Consider the following 23,753-nt stretch of genomic DNA (forward strand, 5'->3'; position numbering starts at 1 on the left):
GGGATCAGGTGCCGGCCATCCAGCGGGCCAGGCCATGGCGTCCGCTGACGCCGAGCTTGGCGGTGGCGCGTTTCAGGTAGGTCTCGATCGAGCTGTTCTTCACATTCAGGCGCTGGGCCATCTGTGGCACGGTCGCTCCGGTGAGCAGGCCGATGCACACTTCTTGCTCGCGGGTGGACAGGCGGATCGCCTCCTGCTCCAGACGCTCGGTGAAGACCTGGCGCAGCGAGCCGGCCTCATCCGCCTGCAGGCTTCCCGGGCGGCGCTGGGCCGCCTGCAGGAACAGCTGGGCATGGTGCTCGACCAGTGGCAACAGGGTGTCGGACAGGCGCTTGAGCAGCGACAGTTCGGTCAGGGAGAACATCCGTTCGCTGCGCTGGCGGTGGCAGCAGATGACCCAGCGCCGGTCGCCGCTGCGCGACACCAGGTTGCATTGGTGCGCGGGGGCGTTTATCTGGATCAGCAACGGGTCTTCCATGCGCATGATGCTTTGCAGCAGGGGATGGCGCAGCTGCGCTTGCGCGGGCGTCGCCTCGGGCAGGCCGGCGCTGCCCAGCACCTTGACCTGGCGGATGCTGGCCTGGTCACTGTCGAGGGTCCACTCGCTGAGGTCGAGTCGATGGATCGGCACCTGGTCGTCGATCAGCTGGAACATCTGTTCGGCGAAGGTGGCATCGCCAGTGCTGGCAACCAATGCCCCCAATTGCAGGTACAGGTGCGGGTCGTGGCGGTGTTCGAGGCTGTCGATCAGCTTCATGTCGTCGTCTTCCTTGATCCGGTAACGCGGTGGGTCTCGCGGTCGAGTCCTCTCTGTGGTGGGGCTTGGCGCTATTGAATAGCAGGCTCCGAGCCTGCGTCTGTAGCGGAAAGCGGGGACAGGAAATGCCAAATTATCCGACAAGAAAAGTCGGTATTTCTCCGGACTCATGCAGCCTTAATCGAAGGATTGTCGGACAATTGGCGCCAGAAACCGGCCAGATCGGCGGCGATTGCCACGCCGGCTGACAGGGGTAGGCAGGTACCGGCTGCCGACTATCGTCAATGTCCTACAAAAGATTCAGCAGGCTCAGGCGGAGCGAAAACGTACTGGCCAATGTCCGGGTTTGGGGGGCCATACAGGGCACGGGGTGGGTGCTTGAATCCGCGGACGATCCCGTTTCAAGGAAGACCCGCCTATGTCCGTCGCCGATAGCTTTCCCCTGACCTGCGCCCAGCGCGACATCTGGCTGGACCAGATCAGCCACGGCGACTCGCCGCTCTACAACGTCGGCGGCTATCTCGAATTCGACGGCGCCGTGGACAGTGGCCTGTTGCGGCGCGCGCTGGCGCACCTGGTCGCGCTTCACGACGGGTTGCGCACGGTGCTGGTGCGCGAGGCGGGGGACGATGGCGTGGCCCGCCAGCGTTTCGTGGCCGGATTGCAGGTGCCGCTGGACGAGCACGACCTGCGCGGGCAGGCTGAACCATTCGCCGCTGCGCAGCGTCTGGCCAAGACCTTGTTGCAGCAGCCCTTCGCCCTTGAAACCGGACCGTTGCTGCGCATGGCATTGCTGCATGTGGGTGCCGGGCGCAGCCTGCTGATGCTGCAAGCCCATCACCTGATCCTCGACGGCTGGGGCCTGGAGCAGTTGCTCCACCAGTTGGGTCGGTACTACGGCCTGCTCGAACAGGGCCTGGCGCTCCCGGACACGGCCCCGTCCTATCGGACGTTCATCGAGGATGACCTGGCCTATCAGGGGTCGCCCCGCCAGCAGCGTGATCTTGCCTATTGGCAAGGCCGCTACCCGCAGCTTCCGGATGCGCTGCTGAGCCCCAGGGAACAGGGCCTGCCGCCAGGTGCCACGCCCAGCCATGCGCTGGAGCGCAGTTTCGACGGCGAACTGCTGGCGCGTATGCAGCAACTGGCTGGCGAGCTGCAGGGATCGATCGCCCATGTGCTGCTGGCGGCCTTGCACGTGTGCTGTGCCCGGGCCTGGCAGCGGGACGACTGGGTGGTCGGCCTGCCCGTGCGCAACCGCGGCAATGCCCGGGCCAAGGCGACGCTGGGCATGTTTGTCCAGGTCAATGCCTTGCACATGGACTTCGGCCGGAATTTGAGCTTCGCCGAGCTGGTGCGCGGTATCGGCGATGCCCTGCGGCGCGACCTGCGCCACCAGCGTCTGCCGCTGAGCGATCTCAACCGGGCGTTGGGGCTATCCCGGGAGGCCCGGGGGCAGTTGTTCGAGATCACTGTGTCCTACGAGGAAGAAGGCCACGACCTGCGCTATGGCAGCCTCGGCGCCCACAGCGTGAAGGTATGCAACGATCACGAGCCGACGCCGCTGTCGATCTACCTGCGCAGCAACCCGCACAATGGCAAGGCCTGGCTGCACCTGGTGCATAACCAGGCCTGGCTGTCCCCCGAAGAGGTCGAGGTGTTCAGCGCGCGGCTGTTGCACGTTCTGGCCCAAGGGCTGGAGCGGCCGCAGGCGGGCATCGACGACTACGACCTGCTTTTGCCCGACGAGCACCATCGCCTGCGGCTGTGGAACGCCACCGCCCGCGCCGCCCAGGGCCCGTCCCTGATCCATCGACGCATCGAGGCCCAGGCCGCTCTGCGCGCCGAGGCGACGGCCGCGATCCACGAGGAGCAGCGCCTGAGTTATGCCGAGCTTAACAACCGCGCCAATCAGCTGGCCACGCAACTGCAGGCCCTGGGCGTGGTGCCGGAGCAGCGGGTGGCCGTAGTCGCTCGGCGTGGCCTGGACACCCTGGTCGGCCTGCTGGCGGTGCTGAAAGCCGGTGCGGCCTATGTACCGATCGATCCGGCGCACCCGGGGGAGCGCCTGCGCTACCTGCTCGATGATTGCGCGCCGAGGGTGGTGCTGACCCAGTCCGGCCTGCGCGAGCGCCTGCCTGACCTCGATGTGCCGGTGATCGAGTTGGACCGTTTGCCACTGCCCACGACGGCGTTCGCCGACCTCGAGGTACCGGGGCTGTCGGGTTCAAGCTTGGTCTATGTGATCTACACCTCCGGTTCGACCGGCCAGCCCAAGGGCGTGATGATCGAGCACCGCATGCTCGCCAACCTGGTCGACTGGCACTGCGACGCCTTCGACCTCCATCCGGGCAGCGCCACCTCCAGCCTGGCCGGTTTCGGCTTCGATGCCATGGCCTGGGAGATATGGCCGGCCCTGTGTGTCGGCGCCACCCTGCACCTGGCACCGGTGGGCGAGGGTGGCGAGGACATCGACGCGCTGCTGCGCTGGTGGCGTGCCCAGCCGCTGCAGGTCAGCTTCCTGCCCACGCCGGTGGCCGAGCACGCCTTCGCCCAGGGCGAGGCGCATCCCACCCTGCGCACCTTGCTGGTCGGCGGCGATCGCCTGCGGCGGCTGGCCCGAGAGCGTGGCTGGCGGATCATCAACAACTACGGGCCGACCGAGGCCACGGTGGTGGCCAGCGCGGGCGAAGTGCACCCGGGCCAGATGCTGCATATCGGCGCGCCGGTGGCCAATACCCGCCTGCACGTGCTCGATGCCCAGGGCCGGCAACTGCCGATAGGCGCTGTCGGTGAGCTGCATATCGGCGGTGCAGGTGTCGCCCGCGGCTATCTGAACCGCCCCGAACTGACTGCCGAGCGCTTCCTCGACGACCCGTTCGCCCAGCAGCCCGGCGCCCGTATGTACCGCACGGGGGACCTGGTACGCTGGTTGCCCGATGGCACCCTGGAGTACCTGGGGCGCAGCGACGACCAGGTGAAGATCCGCGGCGTGCGAGTCGAGCTGGGCGAGATCGAGAGCGCGCTGGCCAGCCACCCGGCCGTGCGCGAGGCGCTGGTGCTGCTGCGCAACGGCCAGCTGGTGGCGTGGTACCTCGGCGAACAGGCATCGACCCCGTTGCAGTTGCATGAGCACCTGCGCAGCCGCCTGCCAGCCGCCTTGCTGCCGAGCGCCTATGTGGCGATGGCGGCCTGGCCGTTGACCGCCAATGGCAAGCTCGACCGCCGCGCGTTGCCCGCACCGGGCAACGAGGCCACGGTACGGCGCGCCCACGAGCCGCCCCAAGGCGAGCTGGAGCAGCGCCTGGCCGCGCTTTGGGCCGAGTTGCTGGAGGTGGAGCAGGTCGGACGGCACGATCACTTCTTCGAGCTGGGCGGCCATTCGCTGCTGGCGGTGCGCCTGATCGAGCGCATGCGTCAGGCAGGGTTGCAGGTCGATGCCCAGGTCCTCTTTGGCCAACCGACCTTGGCGAGCCTGGCCGCGTCGCTTGGCGGCGCCCCCGTGCAATCGGTAGCGGCCAATCGCGTGGCGCCGGGTTGCCGGCGGATTACTCCCGAGATGCTCGCCTTGACCCGCCTCGATCAGGCCTGCATCGACCGCATCGTCGACAGGGTTCCGGGCGGGGCGGTCAATGTGCAGGAAATCTACCCGCTGGCACCACTGCAGGAGGGGCTGCTGTATCACCATCTCACCGAAGACCGTGACCCGTACCAGCAACAGGCGCTGTTCGCCTTTGACAGCCGGGCGGCGCTTGAGTCATTCAATCAGGCCCTGGCCCGGGTCATCGAACGTCATGACATCCTGCGCACCAGTCTGGCCTGGGAAGGCCTGGCGCAGCCGCAACAAGTGGTGTGGCGCCAGGCCTGGCTGCCGCTGGCGGTGCTCGAGCCCGGTCCGGGCGAGGCGGTCACTTTGCTGCGTGAGCAGAACCTGCGGCTGGACCTGCGCCAGGCACCGATGATGGCCCTGGTCTGTGTCGAGGACAGCGCGCGGCAGCGCTGGCTGGGCCTGTTGCACTTCCACCACCTGGTCAACGACGCGGTCTCGGTGCAGGTGCTGCTGTCTGAACTGGCGGTGCTGATGGCGGACGAAGGGCATGCGTTGCCCATGCCGGTGCCTTACCGCAACTACGTCGCCCTGAGCCGCGACGAGTCCCGCCAGGCGAGTCATGAAGCGTTCCTGCGCGAAGCCCTGGCCGGGGTGCAAGCGCCGCCGAGGCTGGCCGGTATGGGCGAGGGCGTGCACGCGCTGGCGAATGTCGAGACCTGCAACCTGACTGTTCCTGAGGGCTTGGCCACGGCCCTGCGCCAGCGCGTGCGCCAACACGACGTTGGCCTGGGCAGCCTGATGCACTTGGCCTGGGCCCAGGTGCTGGGGGCCTTGGGTGGGCGCGATGAGGTGGTGTTCGGCAGCGTGCTGCTGGGCCGGGTGATGGCGGGCGAGGGGGCTGATCGGGCGCTGGGCATGTTCATCAACAGCCTGCCACTGCGGGTGTCGCTGGCCGGTCGCGACGTAGGCCAGGCGCTGGTTGGTGTCCACGGCCAGCTGGCGGCGCTGCTCGGGCACGAGGATGCACCGTTGGTGCTGGCCCAGCGCTGCAGCGGGCTGCCCGCCGGCGTGGCGCTGTTCGACAGCCTGCTCAACTATCGACATGGCGCCGCGCACGACAGCGTGGCACTGCCCGGCGTGACCCTGCTCGATGCCAGCGAGGTGCACAGCCATGCACTGGTGCTGACCGTGGACGAGCAGGGCGACAGCCTGCGCCTCAGTGTTCGGGCGCCCCGTGAGCTGGGCGCCGAGCGGGTGCTCGGGCACGTTTGCTGTGCCCTGCAGGCGCTGGCTGAAGCACTGGCCAGCGAGGGGCCGGTGGCGCTCGAATCGCTGTCGACCTTGCCGGAGGCGGAGCGCGTCTATCTGTTGGAAACCCTCAATGCCACCGAGGTCGCGCTGGATCCCGCGTATCCGCATCTGCCGGCGCTGTTCGCCGCCCAGGTGCGTCGCACGCCGGACGCCGTGGCGCTGCAGAGCGAAGACACGCAGCTCACCTACCGTGAACTGGACGCCCGGGCCAACCGCCTGGCCCATCACCTGATCGGCCTCGGCGTTCGGCCCGACAGCCGGGTCGCCGTGTGCCTGGAGCGCGGTGCGTCGCTGATCGCCGGCCTGCTTGGCGTGCTCAAGGCCGGTGGCGCCTATGTGCCGCTGGACCCCGGCTATCCCGACGATCGCCTGCACTACATGCTCGCCGATAGCGCGCCGTTGGCGGTCCTGGTACAGGGGGCCACCCGTGGTCTGTTCGAGGACCAGCCATTCACGTTGGTCGATCTGGATCACGGCGGCTGGCAGGCGCATGGCGACCACGCGCCCGAGTTGCCTGAGCTGGGCGGCGGGCACCTGGCCTATGTCATGTACACCTCGGGTTCCACCGGCACGCCGAAGGGGGTGATGGTCGAGCACCGCGGGCTGTGCAACCTGATGCGCTGGGGCAGCGACCTGTGCCCGCCGCAAGCCGACGACGCGTTGTTGCAACGGGCGCCGTTCAGCTTCGACGGCTCGGTGTGGGAGTTGTTCTGGCCGCTGTGCGCCGGCTTGCGCCTGGTACTGGCGCGCCCCGACGGGCACCGCGATCCGGCCTACCTGGTACAGCTGATCCAGGCGCGCCGGGTGACCACCGTCAAGTTTGTCCCGGCCCTGCTGCAGGCGTTTCTCGACACCCCGGGCGTCGAGCGCTGCACCAGCCTGCGCGATGTCTTCTGCGGTGGCGGCGAGCTGACCCTGGCGCTGGCGCAACGGGTACGCAAGTGCTTGCCCCAGGTGCATCTGCACAATGTTTATGGCCCCACCGAGGCCACCGTGGACAGCACCGCCTGGACCCTGGAACCGCAGCAGCCGTTGCCCGATTTCGCCCCGCCTATCGGGCGGGCGATCGGCAACACCCGCCTGTATGTGCTCGACGCCCATGACCGTCCGGTGCCCGTTGGGTGCGCCGGCGAACTGCATATCGGCGGTATCGGCGTGGCCCGCGGCTACCTGGGGTTGCCGGCGTTGCAGGCCGAGCGTTTCATTGCCAGCCCGTTCGTGGCCGGCGACCGCCTGTACCGCACCGGCGACCTGGTGCGCTACCGCGCCGATGGCGAGCTGGAGTTCCTGGGGCGCAACGACTTCCAGGTCAAGCTCAACGGTCTGCGCATCGAGCCGGGCGAGATCGAGGCGCTGTTGGCGGCTCATCCGGACCTTGGCCAGGCAGTGGTGCTGGTGCGCGAGGAGCGTCTGGTGGCCTATGCCAGCTGTCGCGCCGGCCATGCCGTGCCGACGCTGGAAGCGCTGCGCGCCTACCTGCTGGCGCGCCTGCCGGTCTACATGGTGCCCTCGGCCTATGTGCTCCTGGCCGAGTTGCCGCTGAGCCCCAATGGCAAGGTCGATCGTCGCGCCCTGCCAACACCGGGCGCGGAGGCGGTGATCAGCCGGACCTATGAGGCGCCCCGCGACGAGCTGGAACAGGCCCTGGCGCAAATCTGGACCGAGGTGCTGAAGATCGAGCAGGTCGGCCGCGACGACAACTTCTTCGAGCTGGGCGGGCATTCACTGCTGGCGGTCAGCCTGGTGGCGCGCATGCGCCAGGCCGGGCTGCACGCCGATGCGCGCCTGCTGTTCAGCCAGCCGACCCTGGCGGGCCTGGCGGCCAACACCCGGCGCGAGCAGGAACAGGTGGCGATTGCGCAGACCACCATTCCGGCGCTGAAGGGCAGGCGACGGATCTGATGAACAGGCAAAGGGGTAACCTTGAGTCATGCGCACCCCCTGTGGGAGCGGCCTTGTGTCGCGAAAGGACCGCGCAGCGGTCCCGGCAATTTCTGCCTCAGCGCTAAGCGCCTGGGGCTGCTACCAGCCCTTGTGCGGCACAATCCTCCTATTTCGGCGAAATGCGATAGACGCAGCGCCGATCCCCCGAGATCAGGTGCTCGCAACGCTCCACCAGCCCCTGTGCGCCGATCGCCGCCTGGAACACCTGCAACTCGCTGCGGCAGAACCCCTGGCAGCGGGTAGCGGCGATGCAGATCGGGCAGTGGTTCTCGACGATCAGCCAGTCGCTGCCGTCGGCCTGCATCTCGGCCATGTAGCCGGCGCGCTCGCGCAACTGCACGAGGATGCGCACCTTGTCTTCCAGGCTCTGGCCATCGGCGCAGGCCTGCTGGTACTCACGGCTGTTGCTGTCTTCCATGCGGCTGATCAGGCGGTCGACCCCGTCGCTGCCGAACACCTGCTCGACGCTCTCGATCAGTTGCAGGGTCAGCACGCTGTGGGAATCGGGGAAGCGGCGCTGGGCCGTGGCGGTCAGCGCCCATTTTTGCGAAGGGCGCCCGGCGCCCTTGGCCGGCACGCTGATGCCACTGACCAGGTCGGCCGCCTGCAGTTTCTGCACCTGCTGGCGGGTGGCTTCGAAGGTGATGGCGAGCAGTTGGGCCAGGTCGGCGGTCTTGAGCGGCCCGCGGGTCTTGAGCAGGAACAGGATGCGGTCGGCGGTGCAGTTGGTATCAACGGTGGTCGAGGTCATGGAGCGCTGGAAACCGGGCGTGAATGAACGGATCGGGCACTCTCCTGGGCCATCCTTTGCGCAGGCAAGTGGGCGAAGGATAGCCCGGATTCGCGGTGAATTGTGCAAGAGTAACGATTATCGATAAGAAAATTTATATGCGATAAAAATATAAAAGGTATTAGTTGTATTTATTGGGTCCGCGTCTAGGCTGATTTGCGGAGCCTGTGCTTGCCGGTCCCAGGGAGGGGTGCGTGCAAGTCCGTCGTCACCTTGCTGGCAAATACCGGGCATGGGCTCACCCACAATAACTCGACAGGGATGTGAGTGCATGAATGCCCAGAAACCCGTGACCATCTACGAACACGCCGACGAACTGAACAGTCTGCAAGGCGTGGTCGACCTGGTGAAGCTCTCCGACCAGTACCGCCAGTCCGCCATCCTGCATTCGGCGCTGGCCCAGCGTGTGTTCGACCACACCCGCCAGCCGGTCAGCGCCCAGGCCCTGAGCGATGCGCTGGGTTGGGTGCCGAACAAGGGCCGCATCTTCCTCAACGCGCTGGTGGCCATGGGCCTGTTGAAGCGCACCGCGCAAGGTTTCGAGAACCTGCCGTTGAGCCAGCGTTTCCTGGTCAGCGACAGTGCCGAGTTCATCGGTCCGATCATCGACCACCAGCGCCTGCAGTGGCACAACTGGCCACGCCTGGACGAAGTGCTGCGCAGCCGCACCTCGCTGGATTTCCAGCAGGAAAACCGTTTCAAGCACGACCTGGCGGCCCGCGACGCCTTCAACGATGCCATGGTCCGTTTCAGCCAGCCCATGGTCGACGTGCTGCGCGACCTGCCGCTGTTCGACAAGGCCCGCCGGGTGATCGACCTGGCCGGTGGTCACGGCACCTACCTGGCCGAGATCGCCAGCCGAAATCCGCAGGTCAAGGGCGAGGTCTGGGACCTGGAACCGACCCGCGAGGCAGCTGCGGCCACCTTCGCCAAGTACCGTCTCGACGACCGCCTGGGCTTCCATGCCCGCAACCTGCTGGACCTGGCGCAGTACCAGGGCGAACAGGCCGACGTGGTGATGCTCAACGACTGCCTGCACTACTTCACCCGCGAGCAGGTGCGCACCCTGATCGCCGGCGCCGCCGGCATGGTCGAGGGTGACGGCGCGCTGCTGGTGCTGAGCATGGCCCTGGAGGATGACGAGATCCATCCGGCGCTGTCGGCCGACTTCTCCCTGCACATGATGCTCAACACGGTCAACGGCGAGCTGCACCCGACCCGTTACCTGATCGACAGCATGGCTTCGGCGGGGCTGAGCGTGGAACAGGAGCCGATAGGCCGCTACACCCTGCTGATCGGCCGGAGGGCTGCCTGATGCTGCGCTTGTTGGCATTGCATGCCGCGCCGCTTGGCGACGCGGCGGCCCAGGCCCTGGACAGCCTGGGCAGCGCAGCGGCGGCGGCGGGTTTCAGCCTGCAGGTCAGCCAGAAGCCGGCCGGCCAGGGGCCTGTGGACGCGGTCTGCCTGCTGCTCGACAGCGCCACGCCACCGGCGGCGTTGAACACGCTGCTCAACGAGGCCAGCGGGCTGTGCCGCAACACCGCGCTGGTGCTGCTCCGTGTGCAGGGTGCACTGGCGCAGTTGCCGCCCGCCAGCGGTGTGATCGCCCAGTGGCAGCAGGCGAGCCAGGGCTTCCTCTATCCGTACTCGCTGGATATCGGCGCCGGGCAGGCGCCGGAACTGGCGATCAAGGACTGGCTGGCAGGCTTCGCCAAGTTTGCGGCCGCGACCAAGCTGTGGCGTTCGCTCGACGGCCTGGGGCTGGACGAAGCAGCACGGGCCGCGCAGCGCCCCGAGCTGAACCACGTCAATATCCTCACTCGCGACCTTGAAGCCTCGAAGGCGTTCTACAGCGACATCCTTGGCGCCAACTACTGCTACAACCTGGGGCCGCGCAAGGCCGTGATGGAGCTCAACGGCTTCGACTTCTTCATCGAGCAGAGCGAGTCGTTCAGCTACCCGGCCGGCTATCACATCGGTGTGCGGGCACTGCCCGAGGATGTGCGGCGTATCGCCGAACAAGTCAGCGCCGCCGGCACCATCAAGCTGGTCAAGGGCAACGGCCCGGCGCCGGGCTACCACCATGGGCCGGACAACGTGCGCAGCGCGGTCTACTTCGAGGACCCGGATGGCCTGGTGATCGAAGTCTACAGCGCTGAAGTGGAGATGATCGAAAGCAACCCACGGTTGCTCCTCGACCGCCTCTGACCCCACGTCGTCGCAGGTCTGCCGCCAGGCAGGCCTGTGCCCAGGCAGGTATTTGCATGAATAGCTACAAACAGTGGCATTGGCCACGGCTGCCCAGCCCGCTGCCCAAGGATGTCAGTGACCGGGCGTTGATGGGTTACCCGCAACATTACCAGGAGCACCCGTTGCAGGCGCAGGTCGCCACGGCGCTCGACGATCTGCTCCAGGCGCCGCTGGATGTCCTGCTGACGCTGCTCGAGCAGCCGCGCCAACCCTTGGCCCGGCGCATCGCCGCCGGCGAAGTGCTGGCATTGCGCGGCGATCCACGCATCGACATCTTCGCGCCGCAGATGATCGACATCCCCGCCGCGCGGGCGCACATCGGCCTTGACCCGCGCGCGGTCGAGCAGGTGATGGACCAGTTCGACGGGCTCGGCCTGGACCGCAGCTGGATTGACAAGGAGACCCCGCGCCACGCAGTGGAGCTGGCGGCGTTTCGTATCGCTCGCTTCCCGGTGACGCACCAGGAGTACCGCCAGTTCCTGCTCGACAGCGGGCATGCCGGCATCCCCGACGGCTGGGCGTTCGGCCGTTACCCGCGGCACCACGCCAACCATCCGGTGTACAGCGTCTCGGCCAGTGACGCCGACGCCTACGCCCGGTGGCTGAGCGAGCGCACCGGCCGGTGCTTCGCCCTGCCCAGCGAGGCGCAATGGGAATATGCCGCGGCCGGCCCCGAAGGCCGCCAGTTCCCCTGGGGCGACGCCTACCAGGTCGAGCAGGCCAACACCGCCGAGCTGGGCTACCTGGACAGCACGCCGGTCGGCGTGTTCGTCGACGCCGCCTCGCCCTTCGGGGTGCTGGACATGGCCGGCAACGTCGAGGAGTACGTGGCCGAGGATTACCGGCCATACCCCGGTGGCCCGCAGATCGAGGACGACCTGGTGCTCGATGTCGGCACCCATCGCGTGGCCCGCGGTGGCAGTTTCACCCGTTTCCGCGACCTGGCGCGCACCGCGCGCCGCCACGGGCGTTACCCACGACCGATCTACGTCATGGGTTTTCGCCTGGTTGAAAACCACAACTGAGTTGTTCCGTCTTCCGTGCAAGAGGTCTGATTCCATGAACAAGGATGTTTCGCTTCACACCATCGTGCCGATTTCCATCCTCGGCGGCGATGTCGACGCCCATTTCTTCGGCTTCCACGGCTTCGAACGTGACCAGGAGCACTTCGCCGTCGGCATCGGCCGCGAGCAGTGCGACGTGCCGTTGGTGCGGGTGCACTCCGAATGCATCACCGGCGATGTCTTCGGCTCGCAGCGCTGCGATTGCGGCCCACAGTTGCAGGAGGCGCTGCGCACCCTCAAGGAAGTGGGCGGCTACCTGATCTACCTGCGCCAGGAAGGGCGCGGCATCGGCCTGTACTCCAAGTTCGAGGCCTACCTGCTGCAGGACAAGGGCCTGGACACCTACGAGGCCAACCTGCGCCTGAACCACCTGGCCGACTCGCGCTCCTTCGACCCGGCCGTGCAGATCCTCCGGGCCCTGGGCGTTGACCAGTGCCGGTTGCTGACCAACAACCCGGAGAAGGTCGCGCAGCTGCGCGCCGGTGGCATCGATGTGATCGAACAGGTGCCCACCGGGGTGTTCCTGACCAATCACAACCGCAACTACCTGCAGGCGAAGGCGGTCAAGTCCAGCCATTCGATCAAGCTCTGACTCCAGCGAAAAAGGATCTTTCGATGAAACACATTGGCCCTATCAGCGGTATCGCCGCCCATGCCGCGCGCTTCGTCGCCACCGCCGGCTACGACAACCAGGTGATCCTGTGGAACGCCGCCACCGGCGAGCCGATCCACCGCGTGCACCACGACCACCTGGCCAACCAGTGCGCCTTCAGCGGTGACGGCAAGCACCTGGTCAGCGCCAGCAGCGACTACACCGCGCGCATCTGGGAAGTGCCGAGCATGCGCCTGAAAGCCGTGCTGCAGGGGCACAACGACGATGTCGAGATGGCAGTGTTCTCGCCTGACAGCCAGCGCGTGGCGACCTGCTCGCGCGATCACGTGCTGCGCATCTTCGATCTCGACGGCGTGCAGTTGCAGGCGTTCCACGGCCACCAGGCCGACGTCATCTCGGTGGTCTGGTCGCCGGACGGCCAGCGCCTGATCTCCAGCAGCGACGATGGCACCGTGCGCCAGTGGGACACCCGCAGCGGCGAGCAATGCGACGAGGTGGACATCGGCGGCGTGGAGACCGACACCATCGCCATCACCCGCGAAGGCGTGGTGTTCGCCGGGGATGACGAGGGGCGCATCTCGATCATCGCCCAGGGCCAGGTGCAGACCGTGCCGGCCCACGCCGCGGGGATCAAGCGCATCGTCTGGAACGACGACAAGCGCCTGCTGGTGAGCCTGAGCTACGACCGTTCGGCGATCCTCTGGACCTTCGACGCCGGGCGCAACCTGGTCAGGCGCCGTAGCACCGCGCTGCCGAGCATCGTCTGGCCGCGCAGCTGCGCCTTCGTCGGCGACGAGCAGCTGGTGTTCGCCACCTTCGGTTCGCGCTATGCCACCTGGAACTACGAGCAGGACCAGTGGCAGGTGTCGGGCATCGAGCCGGCGGTGAGCATCAACGCCGTGGTGCGCAGCGACGAGCGCCAGTACAGCATCGGCGACGCCGGCATCCTGCACCGTGACGACCAGCCGGTGACCGCGGTGGGTAGCCTGTGCAACTTCCTTCTGCCGTTCGGTCCGCTGCTGCTGACCGGTGGCCAGATGGGCCAGGTGTTCGACGGCCTGTCCGGGCGCATGCTGTACCAGCACCGTTCGCCGCTCAACTGTGGCGCCACCTTCGTCAAGAATGGCGAGGACCTGGCGCTGATCGGCACCTACACCGGCGAGGGCCTGGTGTTCGGCCACGATGGCCACGGCGGGCTGCGCCTGGTGGCGTCGATCCCGATGCACGACAACGCGATCAAGGGCGTGGCCGCCGACGAGCGTCACCTGTTCAGCGTGTGTGCCTCGGCCGACGCCGCGCTGCACAGCATCGCCGACTTCAGCTGCGTGCGGCATATCGAGGGAGCGCATACGCGCATTTCCAACGGCTGCTGCCCGATCACCGGCGGCTTCGCCAGCATCGGTCGCGACCTCAAGCTGCGCCTGTGGCTGGAAACCGGCGACGAGGTGTTCGACTCGCCGCACCAGCACTCGATCAAGTGCATCGCCGCCTCCGGCGATGGCCGGGTGATCGCCACCGCGGCCTACAACGGTACCGTGGCGCTGTTCGACCTGGCCTCGCGGCGCTGGCTGCCCATGCAGCGACCGACCGCCAGCGGCATTTCCTGCCTGACCCACGACGCCGTCCGCGACGCCTTTTTGGCCAGTTCCTATGACGGGCGTATCTACGGCATCGACGCCCGCCTCGCGTCCTGAAGGAGCAGCACGATGAGCAAGCAAGCAAGCGACTTCATGGCCCAGGGTGATTACCGCAAGGCCCTCGACACCTCGTTCGTGCACCGCTACAGCCATGGCGAGGACGAGTGGTCGTGGGACATCGGCATGATCCAGGCGGCCCAGGCCTTCCTTGAGCGCCTGGACCCACGGGCCGACCAGCATGTGCTGGACATCGGCGTGGGGCGTGGCCGTGATGCCTCCACCTTCATCCTCGCCGGACACCGGGTCACCGGGCTGGATATCGTCGAGAACTCCAGCTGGCCTTTGTTGCGCAAGCGTTGGGGCGATCGCCTGGACCTGGTGAACAAGGCCATGCAGGACTGGCAGCCGGCGCCGGGCACGGTGTTCGACGCGGCCCTGGACAATGGCTGCTTCCACCACCAGCACCCGGATGAGTGGGCTGCGTACCTGGGCCATGTGCGCCGCCTGCTGCGCCCCGGCGCGCTGGTGGGGCTGAACGTGTTCGGGGTCGACGCGGCCCATCCGCAGCCAGGCTGGCGCGAAATGGACAACCAGCGCCAGGGTTACTTCTTCACCGACGACGGCATCCGCCAGACCCTCGAGGCCCATGGTTTTACCTGGCAGGGGCTGGAGGTGATCGAGCGCCAGCATGGCGAGGCCCGCTACCTGCTGGCCCTGGTCCGCACGTGAGTGCGATCGACCGTCACTACCTGGACATGGCCCTGGCGCTCGCCAGCCAGGGCCTGTACAGCACCATGCCCAATCCGCGGGTTGGCTGCGTGATCGTCAACGCGGGGCAAGTGGTGGGGCGCGGCTGGCACCAGCGCGCCGGCCAGGCCCACGCCGAAGTGCACGCCTTGCGCGAGGCGGGCACGGCGGCGCGGGGGGCAACCGCCTATGTGACCCTGGAGCCCTGTGGCCACCATGGGCGCACACCGCCGTGCGCCGATGCCCTGGTGGCGGCGGGGGTGCGTCGGGTGGTCACGGCCAGCGGCGACGTCTCGCAGAGCATCGGCGCGGATCGCCTGCGCGAGGCAGGCATTGCGGTCGAGGCATTGCCTTGCCCGCGGGCGCGGGCGCTCAATCGCGGGTTCTTCTCGCGCATCGAGCGTCAGCGCCCGTGGGTGCGGGTGTTGCGTCCGGCGGCGCTGGAGATAGGGGCGTTGGGCGAGGGCGCAATGTTCAGCCACTGCGACGAACAGGCGCCCCTGGCGCACTGGCGGGGCAGGGCCTCGGCGGTGTTGACCACCTGTGACTGGGTGAAGGCCGGCGACACCTCGCTGATGGCACAGGTGGCCGAGCAAAGGGCCGAGCCGGTGGTGCCCTTGCGGGTGCTGATCGACCAGGGGCTGGACTGCCCGGCTTCGGCCAAGGTGCTGGATGGGCGGGCGCCGACGTTGGTGCTGCATGGCGCGCAGGCGTGGCGGGACGGGCGCTATGCACGGGTCCGTTGCCAGGTGCTGGAGGATCTTGGTGTCCTGCAGGTGTTACACGCGCTGCATGAGCTCGACTGCAACGAAGTCCAGGTCGAGGCCGACCCGGCCTGGTGCGAGGCCCTCGCGCGTCAGGGGCTGGTGGACGAATGGCTGGTGCAGGTCTGAGGCCTTCGTGAGCGCTGTACTATCCCTGTGGGAGCGGCCTTGCGTCGCGAAAGGGCCGCAAAGCGGCCCCAGCAATTTCAGTGTTTCACCACAATAGGGGCTGCTGCGCAGCCCTTTCGCGACGCAAGGCCGCTCCCACAGGGAAATTCGATGATCCTAGCGACTGCAGATCAACCCGACCTGCAGGCTGTTCTGCTCGAACAGATCCCAGTACCCCGGTGGATGCGCCTTCTTGCGGATCCCGCTGATCAGCGGTGCGATCCAGCGCACGTTATGCAGGCCGACATCGTGGGCGGCTTGTTCGTAGACCGACTTGTGCCAGCGGTAATAGGTGAAGTCCGCAGGCGGCGTGCTCATGAACTGGCCCCGGCAGCGCAAGCCGCCTTCCACCGGTTGTTCGTCCAGCACACGGATGCCGTACTCGGTGAAGTTGCCCCGGGCCAGGTCGAAGGCAGGATTTGCCGTGTAGGCGATCAGTTGCCCGGCCGGCTTGAGGTTAAGGGCGACGCTCTCGAACATGCGCCGCAGCTCCTCGACGCTGCCGGCGTAGTTGAACAGCCAGGCGGCGGTGACCTTGTCGAACTGGCCGATGCGGCCCATCTGCGCGACGTCGCGCACTTCGTAGGCGATGCCGTCGTTGGCCTGGCGCGCCTGGTGGATCATGCTCGGCGAGATGTCCACGCCGTGTACCCGCGCCGCGCCCCAGTCCTTCAGGCGCCGGCTGAAGAAACCATGGCCGCAGGCCAGGTCGAGGATCTCCTCGCCGTTCACTTCGCCGGCCATGTAGCGGAAGGTGTCGACTTCGACCCCGCGCTGGCTGGCGTGGCTGGTGAAGTCTTCGAACTGCTCGCTGATTCGCTCGTAGACTTCCTTGGATTCCTTCATGGGCACTCCTTGCGTTCAGAGGTGAGGCGCAGCGCCAGGGGTAGAGCCAGCAGCGGCGCGCAGGCAAATACGGCGAACAACCACAATGCGGCCTGGCGCGCGCCTTCGACGCCGCCCGGCTCGACCAGCCCGGCACTGTTGGCGACCAGCCCGGCCAGAGCTGCGGCCAGTGCGGTGGCGTACAACTGCACCGTGGTGATCGACGCCGAGGCGAGGTTTTCCTCGCCGGGACGCGCCGCCTGCAGCACCCGGGTGAGCAGGTGCGGCCAGCCCAGGCCGATGCCAAGGCCCACACCGGCCAGGGCCAGGGCGAATAGCGCCAGGCCAGGCGCGCTGGCGATCCAGGTCGGGGCGGGGGTCAGCAGGGCCAGTGCCAGCAGCGCCACGGCGACCACCAGCGGCCCGCTGCGGATCTGCCAGGCGCCGCCATCGCGGTCGCGCCCGGCGCTGGCCAGGGCGCCGACCGTCCAGCCCGCGGCCATCACAGCGGTCAGGTAGCCGGCGGCCAAGGGGCCGAAGCCATGGATGCGCTGCAGGAAGTAGGGCACATAGATTTCGGTGGTGATGGCCGCCACCAGCAGGCACATCATGGCGAACAGCGCGCCCATCGGCTGCTTGAGGCTATAGGCCCCGGTGGGCAACAGATGATGACGCGCCCGGGGATCGAGGCGGGCGATCAGCGCGGCGATGGCCAGGCCCGCGACGATGCCGGCCAGGTTGATCCACAGGGTGTCGGCCAGGCTGGCCGCACAGATCGCCAGTACCGAGGCCACCAGGCAGGCGATCAGCCCGTAGGCCGGGCGCGCGCCATTGTCGTCCAGGGCCTGGCGTGCCGGCAGGCGCAGGCAGACGATCAGTGCCAGGGCGGCAGCGACTGGCAACAGCGACCAGAACGCCCAGCGCCAGTGCCCGCCTTCGGCGAACACCCCGCCCACGGCCGGGCCGCACAGCGTGGCCACGCCCCACATCGCCGAGACCAGGGCCATGGCGCGGGGCCACAGGCGGCTGTCGAACACCAGGTGGATCAGCGCATAGCTCAGGGCGAACAGGATGCCGCCACCCAGACCCTGCACGCTGCGCCCGAGCAGCAGCATCGGCATGTTCCCGGCCTGGGCGCAGAGCATCGAGCCGATGGCGAACACCAGCAGCGCCAGCAGGTAGGCGACCCGCGGTCCGCCACGGGCCAGCAGGCGGGTGGAGAGGGTGGAGCCGATGATCGAGGCGACCACGAACAGGGTGGTGTTCCAGGCATAGAAGGCCAGCCCGCCGATCTCTTCGATCACGGTCGGCAGCAGGGTGGTGACGATGTAGACATTGATGGCGTGCAGGGCGACGCCGCCGGCCAGGGCGATCGAGCGTAGCGCGTTGCCGCCGCTGAGCAGTTCGCTCCAACGGGCCGGTGGCTGTTCGGGGATGGCGGTCATGTACGCTCCTTGCGTGGTCCTGCGCTGGGAGTCTAGGAGCCGGAAAATCATTATTCAAGAAATTGCTTGTGTAATTTGGTCGCGGTGGATTTGTTAGGATCGTGCTCTTTTGTCTTGTTCCAGGAGCGACATCCATGATCATCAGCACCACCAGCCAGCTCGACGGCCGCCCGATTGCCGAGTACCTCGGCGTGGTCAGCGCCGAATCGGTGCAGGGGATCAACTTCGTGCGCGATTTCTTCGCACGCTTTCGCGACTTCTTCGGCGGCCGCTCGCAGACCCTGGAGGGCGCGCTGAAGCTGGCTCGCGAGCAGGCTACCGAGGAACTCATCGCGCGGGCACGGCAGTTGCAAGCCGATGCGCTGGTGGGCGTGGACTTCGAGATCAGCATGCCGTCGGTACAGGGCGGCATGGTCGTGGTGTTCGCCACCGGCACGGCGGTGCGACTGAAGTAAGGCCAGTTGCCACTGGTCGGGCCAGGAAATTTTGTCCGACTGGTCCGCAAATGACCGGCTAGTCTCATTTCAACGGACCGCCGCTTCACTAGGCAGGCGCATTGCCTGCCGGCACGGTCGCCATTGGAGGGAGACAGGGCATGAGCGAATCCTATTTCGAAGACCTGAACGATGCGTTTCCGATCAACAGCCAGGTACGCTGCGGCCAGGCAGCCGTGCGCCTGGGCTTTGCCAACATGACCTTGGACGAGTCGGAGCAACTGCAACCGGCGCACCTGCAGCGCGCCAAGAAGGGGCGTTTCACGCCACGCGTCCCGTCGAAGAAGTGAACCTGTACTGACCCCATAAGCCCGCTCCCACAACAGGAGCGGGCATGCCTCGCTTCATGTTTGATCAATCAACACGAAACCGCCCGACGGCACGCTTTTCCCGCCATTTCTTGACCCCGCTCATGGTATCGGCTCGTCCCCCTCGCCGACGGCCCGAGGCTGTGCTTTTCTTGCGCGGCATTTCAGACACGGAGTATCGACTTCAATGCGAATCAGGGAAGAGACCTACTGGCAGTGGGCCGATGCGCAGTTGCACAGCCGCTGTCACGACGAGGAACTGAGCGACGGCACCAGCATCGATGTGCAGGTGCGCCTGTCCAGGGTCGGTGCCACGCAGTTGTTTCTCGGGCTGTATGCCCGAAGCGGCAAAGCCTTGCTGGAGGAGTACTACCCCTCGCGACCGGGCGAGACCATGACCCGGGCGCTGGTCTGGGGTGTGGATCGCGCCCGTGCCTTGGCCACCGGTGCGCTGCCGTTGCCGGAGCAGATACCGCGCAAGCTTCAGGCCAGGCGCGCATGAAAAAGCCCGGCCTTTGCGGGCCGGGCTCAAGCAACGGTGGACTGCCGAAAGATTCAGTTCAGCGAGTCGATCACCTTGATTGCCTGCCGCTCGCGGGCGGCGGGCCATTCTTGTTGCAGGGTCTCCAGTACGCGACCGACAAAGGTGGTGTCGGCGGCGGCCTTCCTGCCGACGTAGCCCTGGCCACGGCGGTAGACCTTGAAGCGGGCGCGCATGCTGGGCATGTGCGATTCGAATTCGGCTTCGACCGTGTTCGGCGGCAGGCGATCCAGGCGGACCTCGCCGGACTGGCTTACCCACAGCAGGTGGTCGTCGAGGCTGTCCTTGCGCGCGGCGAACAGCTGGGCCAATTGGTAGACGGTTGGATTGTTGTTCAAGTTCATCATAAAGCCCCCATTACTCTCATTCGTTGGTGAAGTTCGGCTGAAGTTCACATTCGGCGCCACACCATGTAGCGCGCTAACCAAGGCTGCTACAGCAGCTTCGCAACAGGGGCTTTCTCACGCTGCCTTCTGGGCAGTTTCCCTCTCCACGGACGGCCTGCGTTACCGCGCAGGCCGTCTGGAACACCCTTGCCACCGCTCCCGATCGGGGAGACGGCCTCATCATGCACAAGGCGCGGGAAGGGCGTCAACCGTTTTGTAGTGATTATTTTTAGTCACTACATCTTGTCGGACAATCCTGCCGGTTCTGTCACGCGAGGCCGTTGTCGCCGTGCTCGAGGTAGCCGGGGCGTTGACGCAGCCGCTCATGATAGGCCTCCAGCGCCGGCAGTTGCGGGTGCTCCATGGGCGTGCGCCGCCAGCGGTTGAGGGACAGGCCGATGGCCACGTCGGCGAGGCTGAACGCGTCGCCGGCGACATAGGCGCCGGTGGCCTGCAGGCGTGCTTCGAGCAGGCGCATCCTGGCCGTCCACTGGGCGTTGCTGGCGGCCAGCAGCGCGGGGTCCTGGTGCGCCGGCGACTGGCGCACCAGCGACATGAACGGGTAGCGCCAGGCGTCATTGAGGTCGGTGGCTTGCCAGTCGAGCCACTGGTCGACCGCGGCGCGGGCGCGGGGGGCTGCGGGGTAGAGCGACTCGCCGCCGTACTGGTTGACCAGGTAGCGCAGGATGGTATTGGACTCCCACAGCACGAAGTCGCCATCGACGATCACCGGCACCATGGCGTTGGGGTTCAGCGCCAGGAACTCGGGTGTATCGGTGGCGCGAAAGCCGCTGCCCCAGTCTTCGCGCTGGAACGGCAGGTTCAGCTCGGCGCAGGTCCACAGCACCTTGCGCACGTTGATCGACGAGGCCTTGCCAAGGATCTTCAGCATGTCACGGCTCCAGGCTGGAAAGGATGCGTTGCGCGGCGCGCACGCGTTCTTCGTTGGGATAGTTGCGGTTGGCCAGCAGCACGATGCCCATCTGCCTGGACGGCACGAACGCCACGTAGGCACCGAAGCCGCCGGTGGCGCCGGTCTTGTTGTACCAGGCGGCAGGGTCGGCGGGCAGCGCCGGGTTCAGCGCCTGGATCGGGTTTTCCCCGCGGATGATCTTGGCGCCGTTGTATTCCAACAGGGTGTCGAGGCTGACCGGGTAGGGGTAGCGCTCCCAGCCCAGACCCTGGGTCATCGCGCCGACCTGGAAGTAACCGGACTGGGTGATGGCGATGGCCTTGCGCATGGCCGGGTCGAGGGTGTCCGGTTGCAGTTGCAACTGCACATAGCGCAGCAGGTCGCTGGCACTGGTCTTGATGCCATAGGCCTGCTCGGCATAGGGGCCCGGGTTGACCCGCACCGGCTTGTCCTTGGCGTCGTAGCCTTGCGCGTAGAGCCCGCGGGCGCTGGCCGGCACTTCCAGGTAGGTGTGCTTGAGCCCAAGGCGGGGCAGTACCTGTTGGGTCATCAGCTCGGCGAACGGCCGTTGCTGGGCACGGGCCGCCAGGTCGCCGAACAGGCCCAGGCTCGGGTTCGAGTAGCAACGGTAAGTGCCGGGTGCGAAGCGGGGCTGCCAGTGCTGGAACCAGGCCAGCGTCTGGGCCGGGGTCTGCACCTCATCGGGGAACTGCAAGGGCAGGCAGTCGCCGCTGTAGGCCCCCAGTTCCAGCACGCTGGCCTTGCCGATCGAGGCCTTGGCCAGGGCCGGCTGGTAGCGGCTGGCCGGGGCCTGCAAGTCGAGTTTGCCTTCGGCGCTGGCCAGGGCGGCGAGGGTGGCGGTGTAGGTCTTGCTCACCGAACCGACCTCGAACAGCGTGTCGCGGCTCACCGCCTGGCGGCTGGCCTTGTCGGCCAGACCGTAGTTGAAGTAATGCGACTGGCCGTTGGCATATACCGCCACGGCCATGCCGGCGATGCCTTGCTCGCGCATCAGCGCCGGGATCACGTCATCGACGGTAGCTTGCAGGTCGTTGGCCAGCAGGGGCGGGGCGGCAAGCGTCAGGGCAGTGGCCAGCAGCAGGCGTGGGGGGCGTTTCATGGTGGGGCGTTCCTTGTCGTGGATCAGGGGCGTTGCGAAGCGAGGTGTCCGTTGGGCGACACCGACAGGGGTTCCGGCGTTAGCGGCACAAAGGCCAAGACCTTATCGTCCAGGCTTGCACAAAGACAAGACGGGAACTGTGATGAGATATCTACGGATGCTGTTCGACAACTTCACCCTGGCCCTGCTCGGGGTGGTGTTTATCGCCACCGTGCTGCCGTGCGCAGGCGAGGGCGCGGTGCTGTTCGGCTGGCTGACCAACCTGGCCATCGGCCTGCTGTTCTTCCTGCACGGCGCCAAGCTGTCGCGCGAGGCGATCATCGCCGGTGCCGGCCACTGGCGCCTGCACCTGCTGGTGTTCACCTGCACCTTCGTGCTGTTCCCGTTGCTGGGGCTGGCGTTCAAGCCGCTGTTCGTGCCGCTGGTGGGCAATGAGCTGTACCTGGGCGTGCTGTACCTGTGCGCCTTGCCGGCCACGGTGCAGTCGGCGATTGCCTTCACCTCGCTGGCCCGGGGCAACGTGCCGGCGGCGATCTGCAGCGCGGCGGCCTCGAGCCTGCTGGGGATCTTCCTGACACCGTTGCTGGTGATGCTGCTGCTGGGCGCCTCGGGCGACACCGGTTCCGGGCTGGATGCGGTACTGAAGATCACCCTGCAGTTGCTGGTGCCCTTCGTCGCCGGGCAGATCGCCCGCCGCTGGATCGGCGCCTGGGTCAAGCGCAATGCACGCTGGCTGAAGGTGGTGGACCAGGGCTCGATCCTGCTGGTGGTGTACACCGCGTTCAGCGAGGCGGTGGTCACCGGACTGTGGCACACGGTGTCGCCGCAGCACCTGGCCGGGCTGTTCGCTGTGTGCGGCATCCTGCTGGCGGTGGTGCTGCTGGGCACGCGACTGCTCGGACGGGTGCTGGGGTTCAATGTCGAGGACCGCATCACCATCCTGTTCGCCGGTTCCAAGAAGAGCCTGGCGACGGGCGTGCCCATGGCGCAAGTGTTGTTCGTGGGTGGTGGCATCGGGGCGATGATCCTGCCGTTGATGCTGTTCCATCAGATCCAGCTGATGGTCTGTGCGGTGCTGGCGCAGCGATATGCGGCGCGGGTGGAGGAGGGGCATCCTGAGGTGCGCGCGTCATTGTAATGAAATGATGCGATGGGCGCGTGGCGCGTTCACTGGCCAACCAGCGTTTGCAGTCGCGCCAGCGCCGGCCCTTCGCGTTGGCGATCGAAGACCTGTAGCGATACCTCCAACATCGCCCCCGGCGCACGCGACAGGCGTTGCTCACAGCGCAAGCGCAAGCGCCCCTGGTCACAGTCGAACTGCTTGATGCCTGGCTTCGCGCCGCCCTCCAGGCGCAGTTCGGCCAGGCGCCCCTGGGCCGCCAGCAGGGCCAGCCCCTTGTCGCGCAACAGCCCGTTGCCCTGGGTCATCAAGCCGGTGGCGCGCACGGCGGCGGCCATGGCAACAGCCACGATGGTCAGCGCCACCAACACTTCGATCAGGGTGAAACCGTCCTCGGTGGTGCGCACGGGAGCTCCATTCGCGCAGGGCAAAGCGGCATTCTAGAGCGGCGCGATGACGGTTTGACGACGCCGACTCCCGAGCTTTTTCAATATCCGTGACATACCCGCTTGCCACAATCGGCCCCCGATTCGAACTCACGCAAGGAATGCCGAGATGCAGATCGCCCGCCGCAACATGCCCGCCCACCGTGTCCGCCAGCAGGGCTTTACCCTGATCGAGATCATGGTGGTGGTGGTGATCCTCGGGATTCTCGCGGCGATGGTGGTGCCCAAGGTACTCGACCGGCCCGATCAGGCCCGCGCCACCGCGGCGCGCCAGGACATCGGCGGGCTGATGCAGGCGCTGAAGCTGTACCGGCTGGACAATGGCGCCTACCCCAACCAGAACCAGGGCCTGAAGGTGCTGGTGGAAAAGCCGGCCCAGGCCAAGGACGGCCAATGGCGTGCCTACCTTGATCGCTTGCCAAACGACCCCTGGGGGCGCCCGTACCAGTACCTGAACCCGGGCGCCAACGGCGAGGTCGATGTGTTCTCCCTGGGCGCCGACGGCCAGGCCGGCGGCGACGGGGTGAATGCCGATCTCGGCTCCTGGCAGTTGTGACCGG

Annotated in this window: 21 protein-coding genes; 13 read left to right on the top strand and 8 right to left on the bottom strand. The window is 67.0% G+C overall.

Annotated features, from left to right (window positions below; translation table 11 throughout):
- Positions 1 to 4 precede the first annotated feature (4 nt).
- Entirely contained in the window at positions 5 to 757 is a 753-nt protein-coding gene (locus tag DMX06_RS01585; RefSeq protein WP_110733928.1) for a helix-turn-helix transcriptional regulator, read from the bottom strand.
- A gap of 418 nt (positions 758 to 1,175) precedes the next feature.
- Here DMX06_RS01585 and DMX06_RS01590 point away from each other — a divergent pair, with 418 nt between their 5' ends.
- Positions 1,176 to 7,520 (top strand): non-ribosomal peptide synthetase, encoded by a 6,345-nt coding sequence (locus DMX06_RS01590; protein ID WP_110733930.1) that lies wholly within the window; start codon positions 1,176 to 1,178, stop codon positions 7,518 to 7,520.
- Positions 7,521 to 7,668: 148 nt separating this feature from the next.
- Here DMX06_RS01590 and DMX06_RS01595 read toward each other — a convergent pair whose 3' ends face one another.
- The gene (locus DMX06_RS01595; protein ID WP_110733932.1) at positions 7,669 to 8,313 is read right to left on the bottom strand and encodes a helix-turn-helix transcriptional regulator; all 645 of its coding nucleotides are present in this window, start codon (positions 8,311 to 8,313) and stop codon (positions 7,669 to 7,671) included.
- Between the two features lie 310 nt (positions 8,314 to 8,623).
- Here DMX06_RS01595 and DMX06_RS01600 point away from each other — a divergent pair, with 310 nt between their 5' ends.
- Genes DMX06_RS01600 through ribD form a run of 7 tightly spaced genes read left to right on the top strand, consistent with a single transcriptional unit; the run spans position 8,624 to position 15,556 of the window.
- On the top strand, positions 8,624 to 9,667 hold the full coding sequence (locus tag DMX06_RS01600; protein WP_110733934.1) for a methyltransferase: 1,044 nt from the start codon (positions 8,624 to 8,626) through the stop codon (positions 9,665 to 9,667).
- Positions 9,667 to 10,560, top strand: a complete 894-nt coding sequence (locus DMX06_RS01605) for a VOC family protein (RefSeq protein ID WP_110733936.1) — start codon at positions 9,667 to 9,669, stop codon at positions 10,558 to 10,560. The genes DMX06_RS01600 and DMX06_RS01605 overlap by 1 nt, the downstream gene beginning before the upstream one ends.
- Before the next feature lie 56 nt (positions 10,561 to 10,616).
- Positions 10,617 to 11,627, top strand: a complete 1,011-nt coding sequence (locus DMX06_RS01610) for a formylglycine-generating enzyme family protein (protein WP_110733938.1) — start codon at positions 10,617 to 10,619, stop codon at positions 11,625 to 11,627.
- A 34-nt stretch (positions 11,628 to 11,661) separates the two neighbouring features.
- Positions 11,662 to 12,258 carry a GTP cyclohydrolase II RibA gene (gene ribA, locus DMX06_RS01615; protein WP_028691687.1) on the top strand — a complete coding sequence of 199 codons (597 nt, stop codon included), beginning with the start codon at positions 11,662 to 11,664 and terminating at the stop codon, positions 12,256 to 12,258.
- Between the two features lie 23 nt (positions 12,259 to 12,281).
- Positions 12,282 to 13,973: a WD40 repeat domain-containing protein gene (locus tag DMX06_RS01620; protein ID WP_110733940.1), complete on the top strand. Its 1,692-nt coding sequence runs from the start codon at positions 12,282 to 12,284 to the stop codon at positions 13,971 to 13,973.
- A 12-nt stretch (positions 13,974 to 13,985) separates the two neighbouring features.
- Entirely contained in the window at positions 13,986 to 14,645 is a 660-nt protein-coding gene (locus DMX06_RS01625; protein WP_050705865.1) for an SAM-dependent methyltransferase, read from the top strand.
- Positions 14,642 to 15,556, top strand: coding sequence for a bifunctional diaminohydroxyphosphoribosylaminopyrimidine deaminase/5-amino-6-(5-phosphoribosylamino)uracil reductase RibD (ribD, locus tag DMX06_RS01630; RefSeq protein WP_110733943.1), 915 nt, complete (start codon positions 14,642 to 14,644; stop codon positions 15,554 to 15,556). Before DMX06_RS01625 ends, ribD begins: the two co-directional genes overlap by 4 nt.
- A gap of 156 nt (positions 15,557 to 15,712) precedes the next feature.
- On the opposite strand, the gene DMX06_RS01635 is transcribed toward ribD, so the two are convergent.
- Positions 15,713 to 16,441 (bottom strand): class I SAM-dependent methyltransferase, encoded by a 729-nt coding sequence (locus DMX06_RS01635; protein ID WP_110733945.1) that lies wholly within the window; start codon positions 16,439 to 16,441, stop codon positions 15,713 to 15,715.
- Complete coding sequence (locus tag DMX06_RS01640) at positions 16,438 to 17,865, bottom strand: MFS transporter (RefSeq protein ID WP_110733947.1); 1,428 nt, start codon at positions 17,863 to 17,865, stop codon at positions 16,438 to 16,440. The genes DMX06_RS01635 and DMX06_RS01640 overlap by 4 nt, the downstream gene beginning before the upstream one ends.
- A gap of 134 nt (positions 17,866 to 17,999) precedes the next feature.
- Here DMX06_RS01640 and DMX06_RS01645 point away from each other — a divergent pair, with 134 nt between their 5' ends.
- The 3 genes from DMX06_RS01645 to DMX06_RS01655 all read left to right on the top strand — a co-directional run bounded on the left by DMX06_RS01645 (position 18,000) and on the right by DMX06_RS01655 (position 19,169).
- Positions 18,000 to 18,320, top strand: a complete 321-nt coding sequence (locus tag DMX06_RS01645; protein ID WP_110733950.1) for a heavy metal-binding domain-containing protein — start codon at positions 18,000 to 18,002, stop codon at positions 18,318 to 18,320.
- 140 nt (positions 18,321 to 18,460) lie between these two features.
- A complete protein-coding gene (locus tag DMX06_RS01650; RefSeq protein ID WP_028691681.1) occupies positions 18,461 to 18,649 on the top strand; it encodes a hypothetical protein in 189 nt (62 codons plus the stop codon).
- 205 nt (positions 18,650 to 18,854) lie between these two features.
- A complete protein-coding gene (locus DMX06_RS01655; protein WP_110733952.1) occupies positions 18,855 to 19,169 on the top strand; it encodes a hypothetical protein in 315 nt (104 codons plus the stop codon).
- A gap of 53 nt (positions 19,170 to 19,222) precedes the next feature.
- On the opposite strand, the gene DMX06_RS01660 is transcribed toward DMX06_RS01655, so the two are convergent.
- From DMX06_RS01660 to ampC, 3 genes are all read right to left on the bottom strand, one after another.
- Positions 19,223 to 19,555, bottom strand: a complete 333-nt coding sequence (locus DMX06_RS01660) for a hypothetical protein (RefSeq protein WP_110733954.1) — start codon at positions 19,553 to 19,555, stop codon at positions 19,223 to 19,225.
- Between the two features lie 307 nt (positions 19,556 to 19,862).
- The gene (locus DMX06_RS01665) at positions 19,863 to 20,486 is read right to left on the bottom strand and encodes a glutathione S-transferase family protein (protein WP_110733956.1); all 624 of its coding nucleotides are present in this window, start codon (positions 20,484 to 20,486) and stop codon (positions 19,863 to 19,865) included.
- 1 nt (position 20,487) lies between these two features.
- Positions 20,488 to 21,627 carry a class C beta-lactamase gene (gene ampC, locus DMX06_RS01670; RefSeq protein WP_110733958.1) on the bottom strand — a complete coding sequence of 380 codons (1,140 nt, stop codon included), beginning with the start codon at positions 21,625 to 21,627 and terminating at the stop codon, positions 20,488 to 20,490.
- A gap of 142 nt (positions 21,628 to 21,769) precedes the next feature.
- Here ampC and DMX06_RS01675 point away from each other — a divergent pair, with 142 nt between their 5' ends.
- Complete coding sequence (locus DMX06_RS01675) at positions 21,770 to 22,765, top strand: bile acid:sodium symporter family protein (RefSeq protein ID WP_110733960.1); 996 nt, start codon at positions 21,770 to 21,772, stop codon at positions 22,763 to 22,765.
- A 29-nt stretch (positions 22,766 to 22,794) separates the two neighbouring features.
- On the opposite strand, the gene gspI is transcribed toward DMX06_RS01675, so the two are convergent.
- A complete protein-coding gene (gspI, locus tag DMX06_RS01680; RefSeq protein ID WP_110733962.1) occupies positions 22,795 to 23,154 on the bottom strand; it encodes a type II secretion system minor pseudopilin GspI in 360 nt (119 codons plus the stop codon).
- A 148-nt stretch (positions 23,155 to 23,302) separates the two neighbouring features.
- Here gspI and gspG point away from each other — a divergent pair, with 148 nt between their 5' ends.
- The gene (gene gspG, locus DMX06_RS01685) at positions 23,303 to 23,749 is read left to right on the top strand and encodes a type II secretion system major pseudopilin GspG (RefSeq protein ID WP_110733964.1); all 447 of its coding nucleotides are present in this window, start codon (positions 23,303 to 23,305) and stop codon (positions 23,747 to 23,749) included.
- The last annotated feature ends 4 nt before the right edge of the window (positions 23,750 to 23,753 follow it).

The sequence above is a fragment of the Pseudomonas mosselii genome, assembly GCF_003205295.1.
Lineage (GTDB): Bacteria > Pseudomonadota > Gammaproteobacteria > Pseudomonadales > Pseudomonadaceae > Aquipseudomonas > Aquipseudomonas mosselii_B.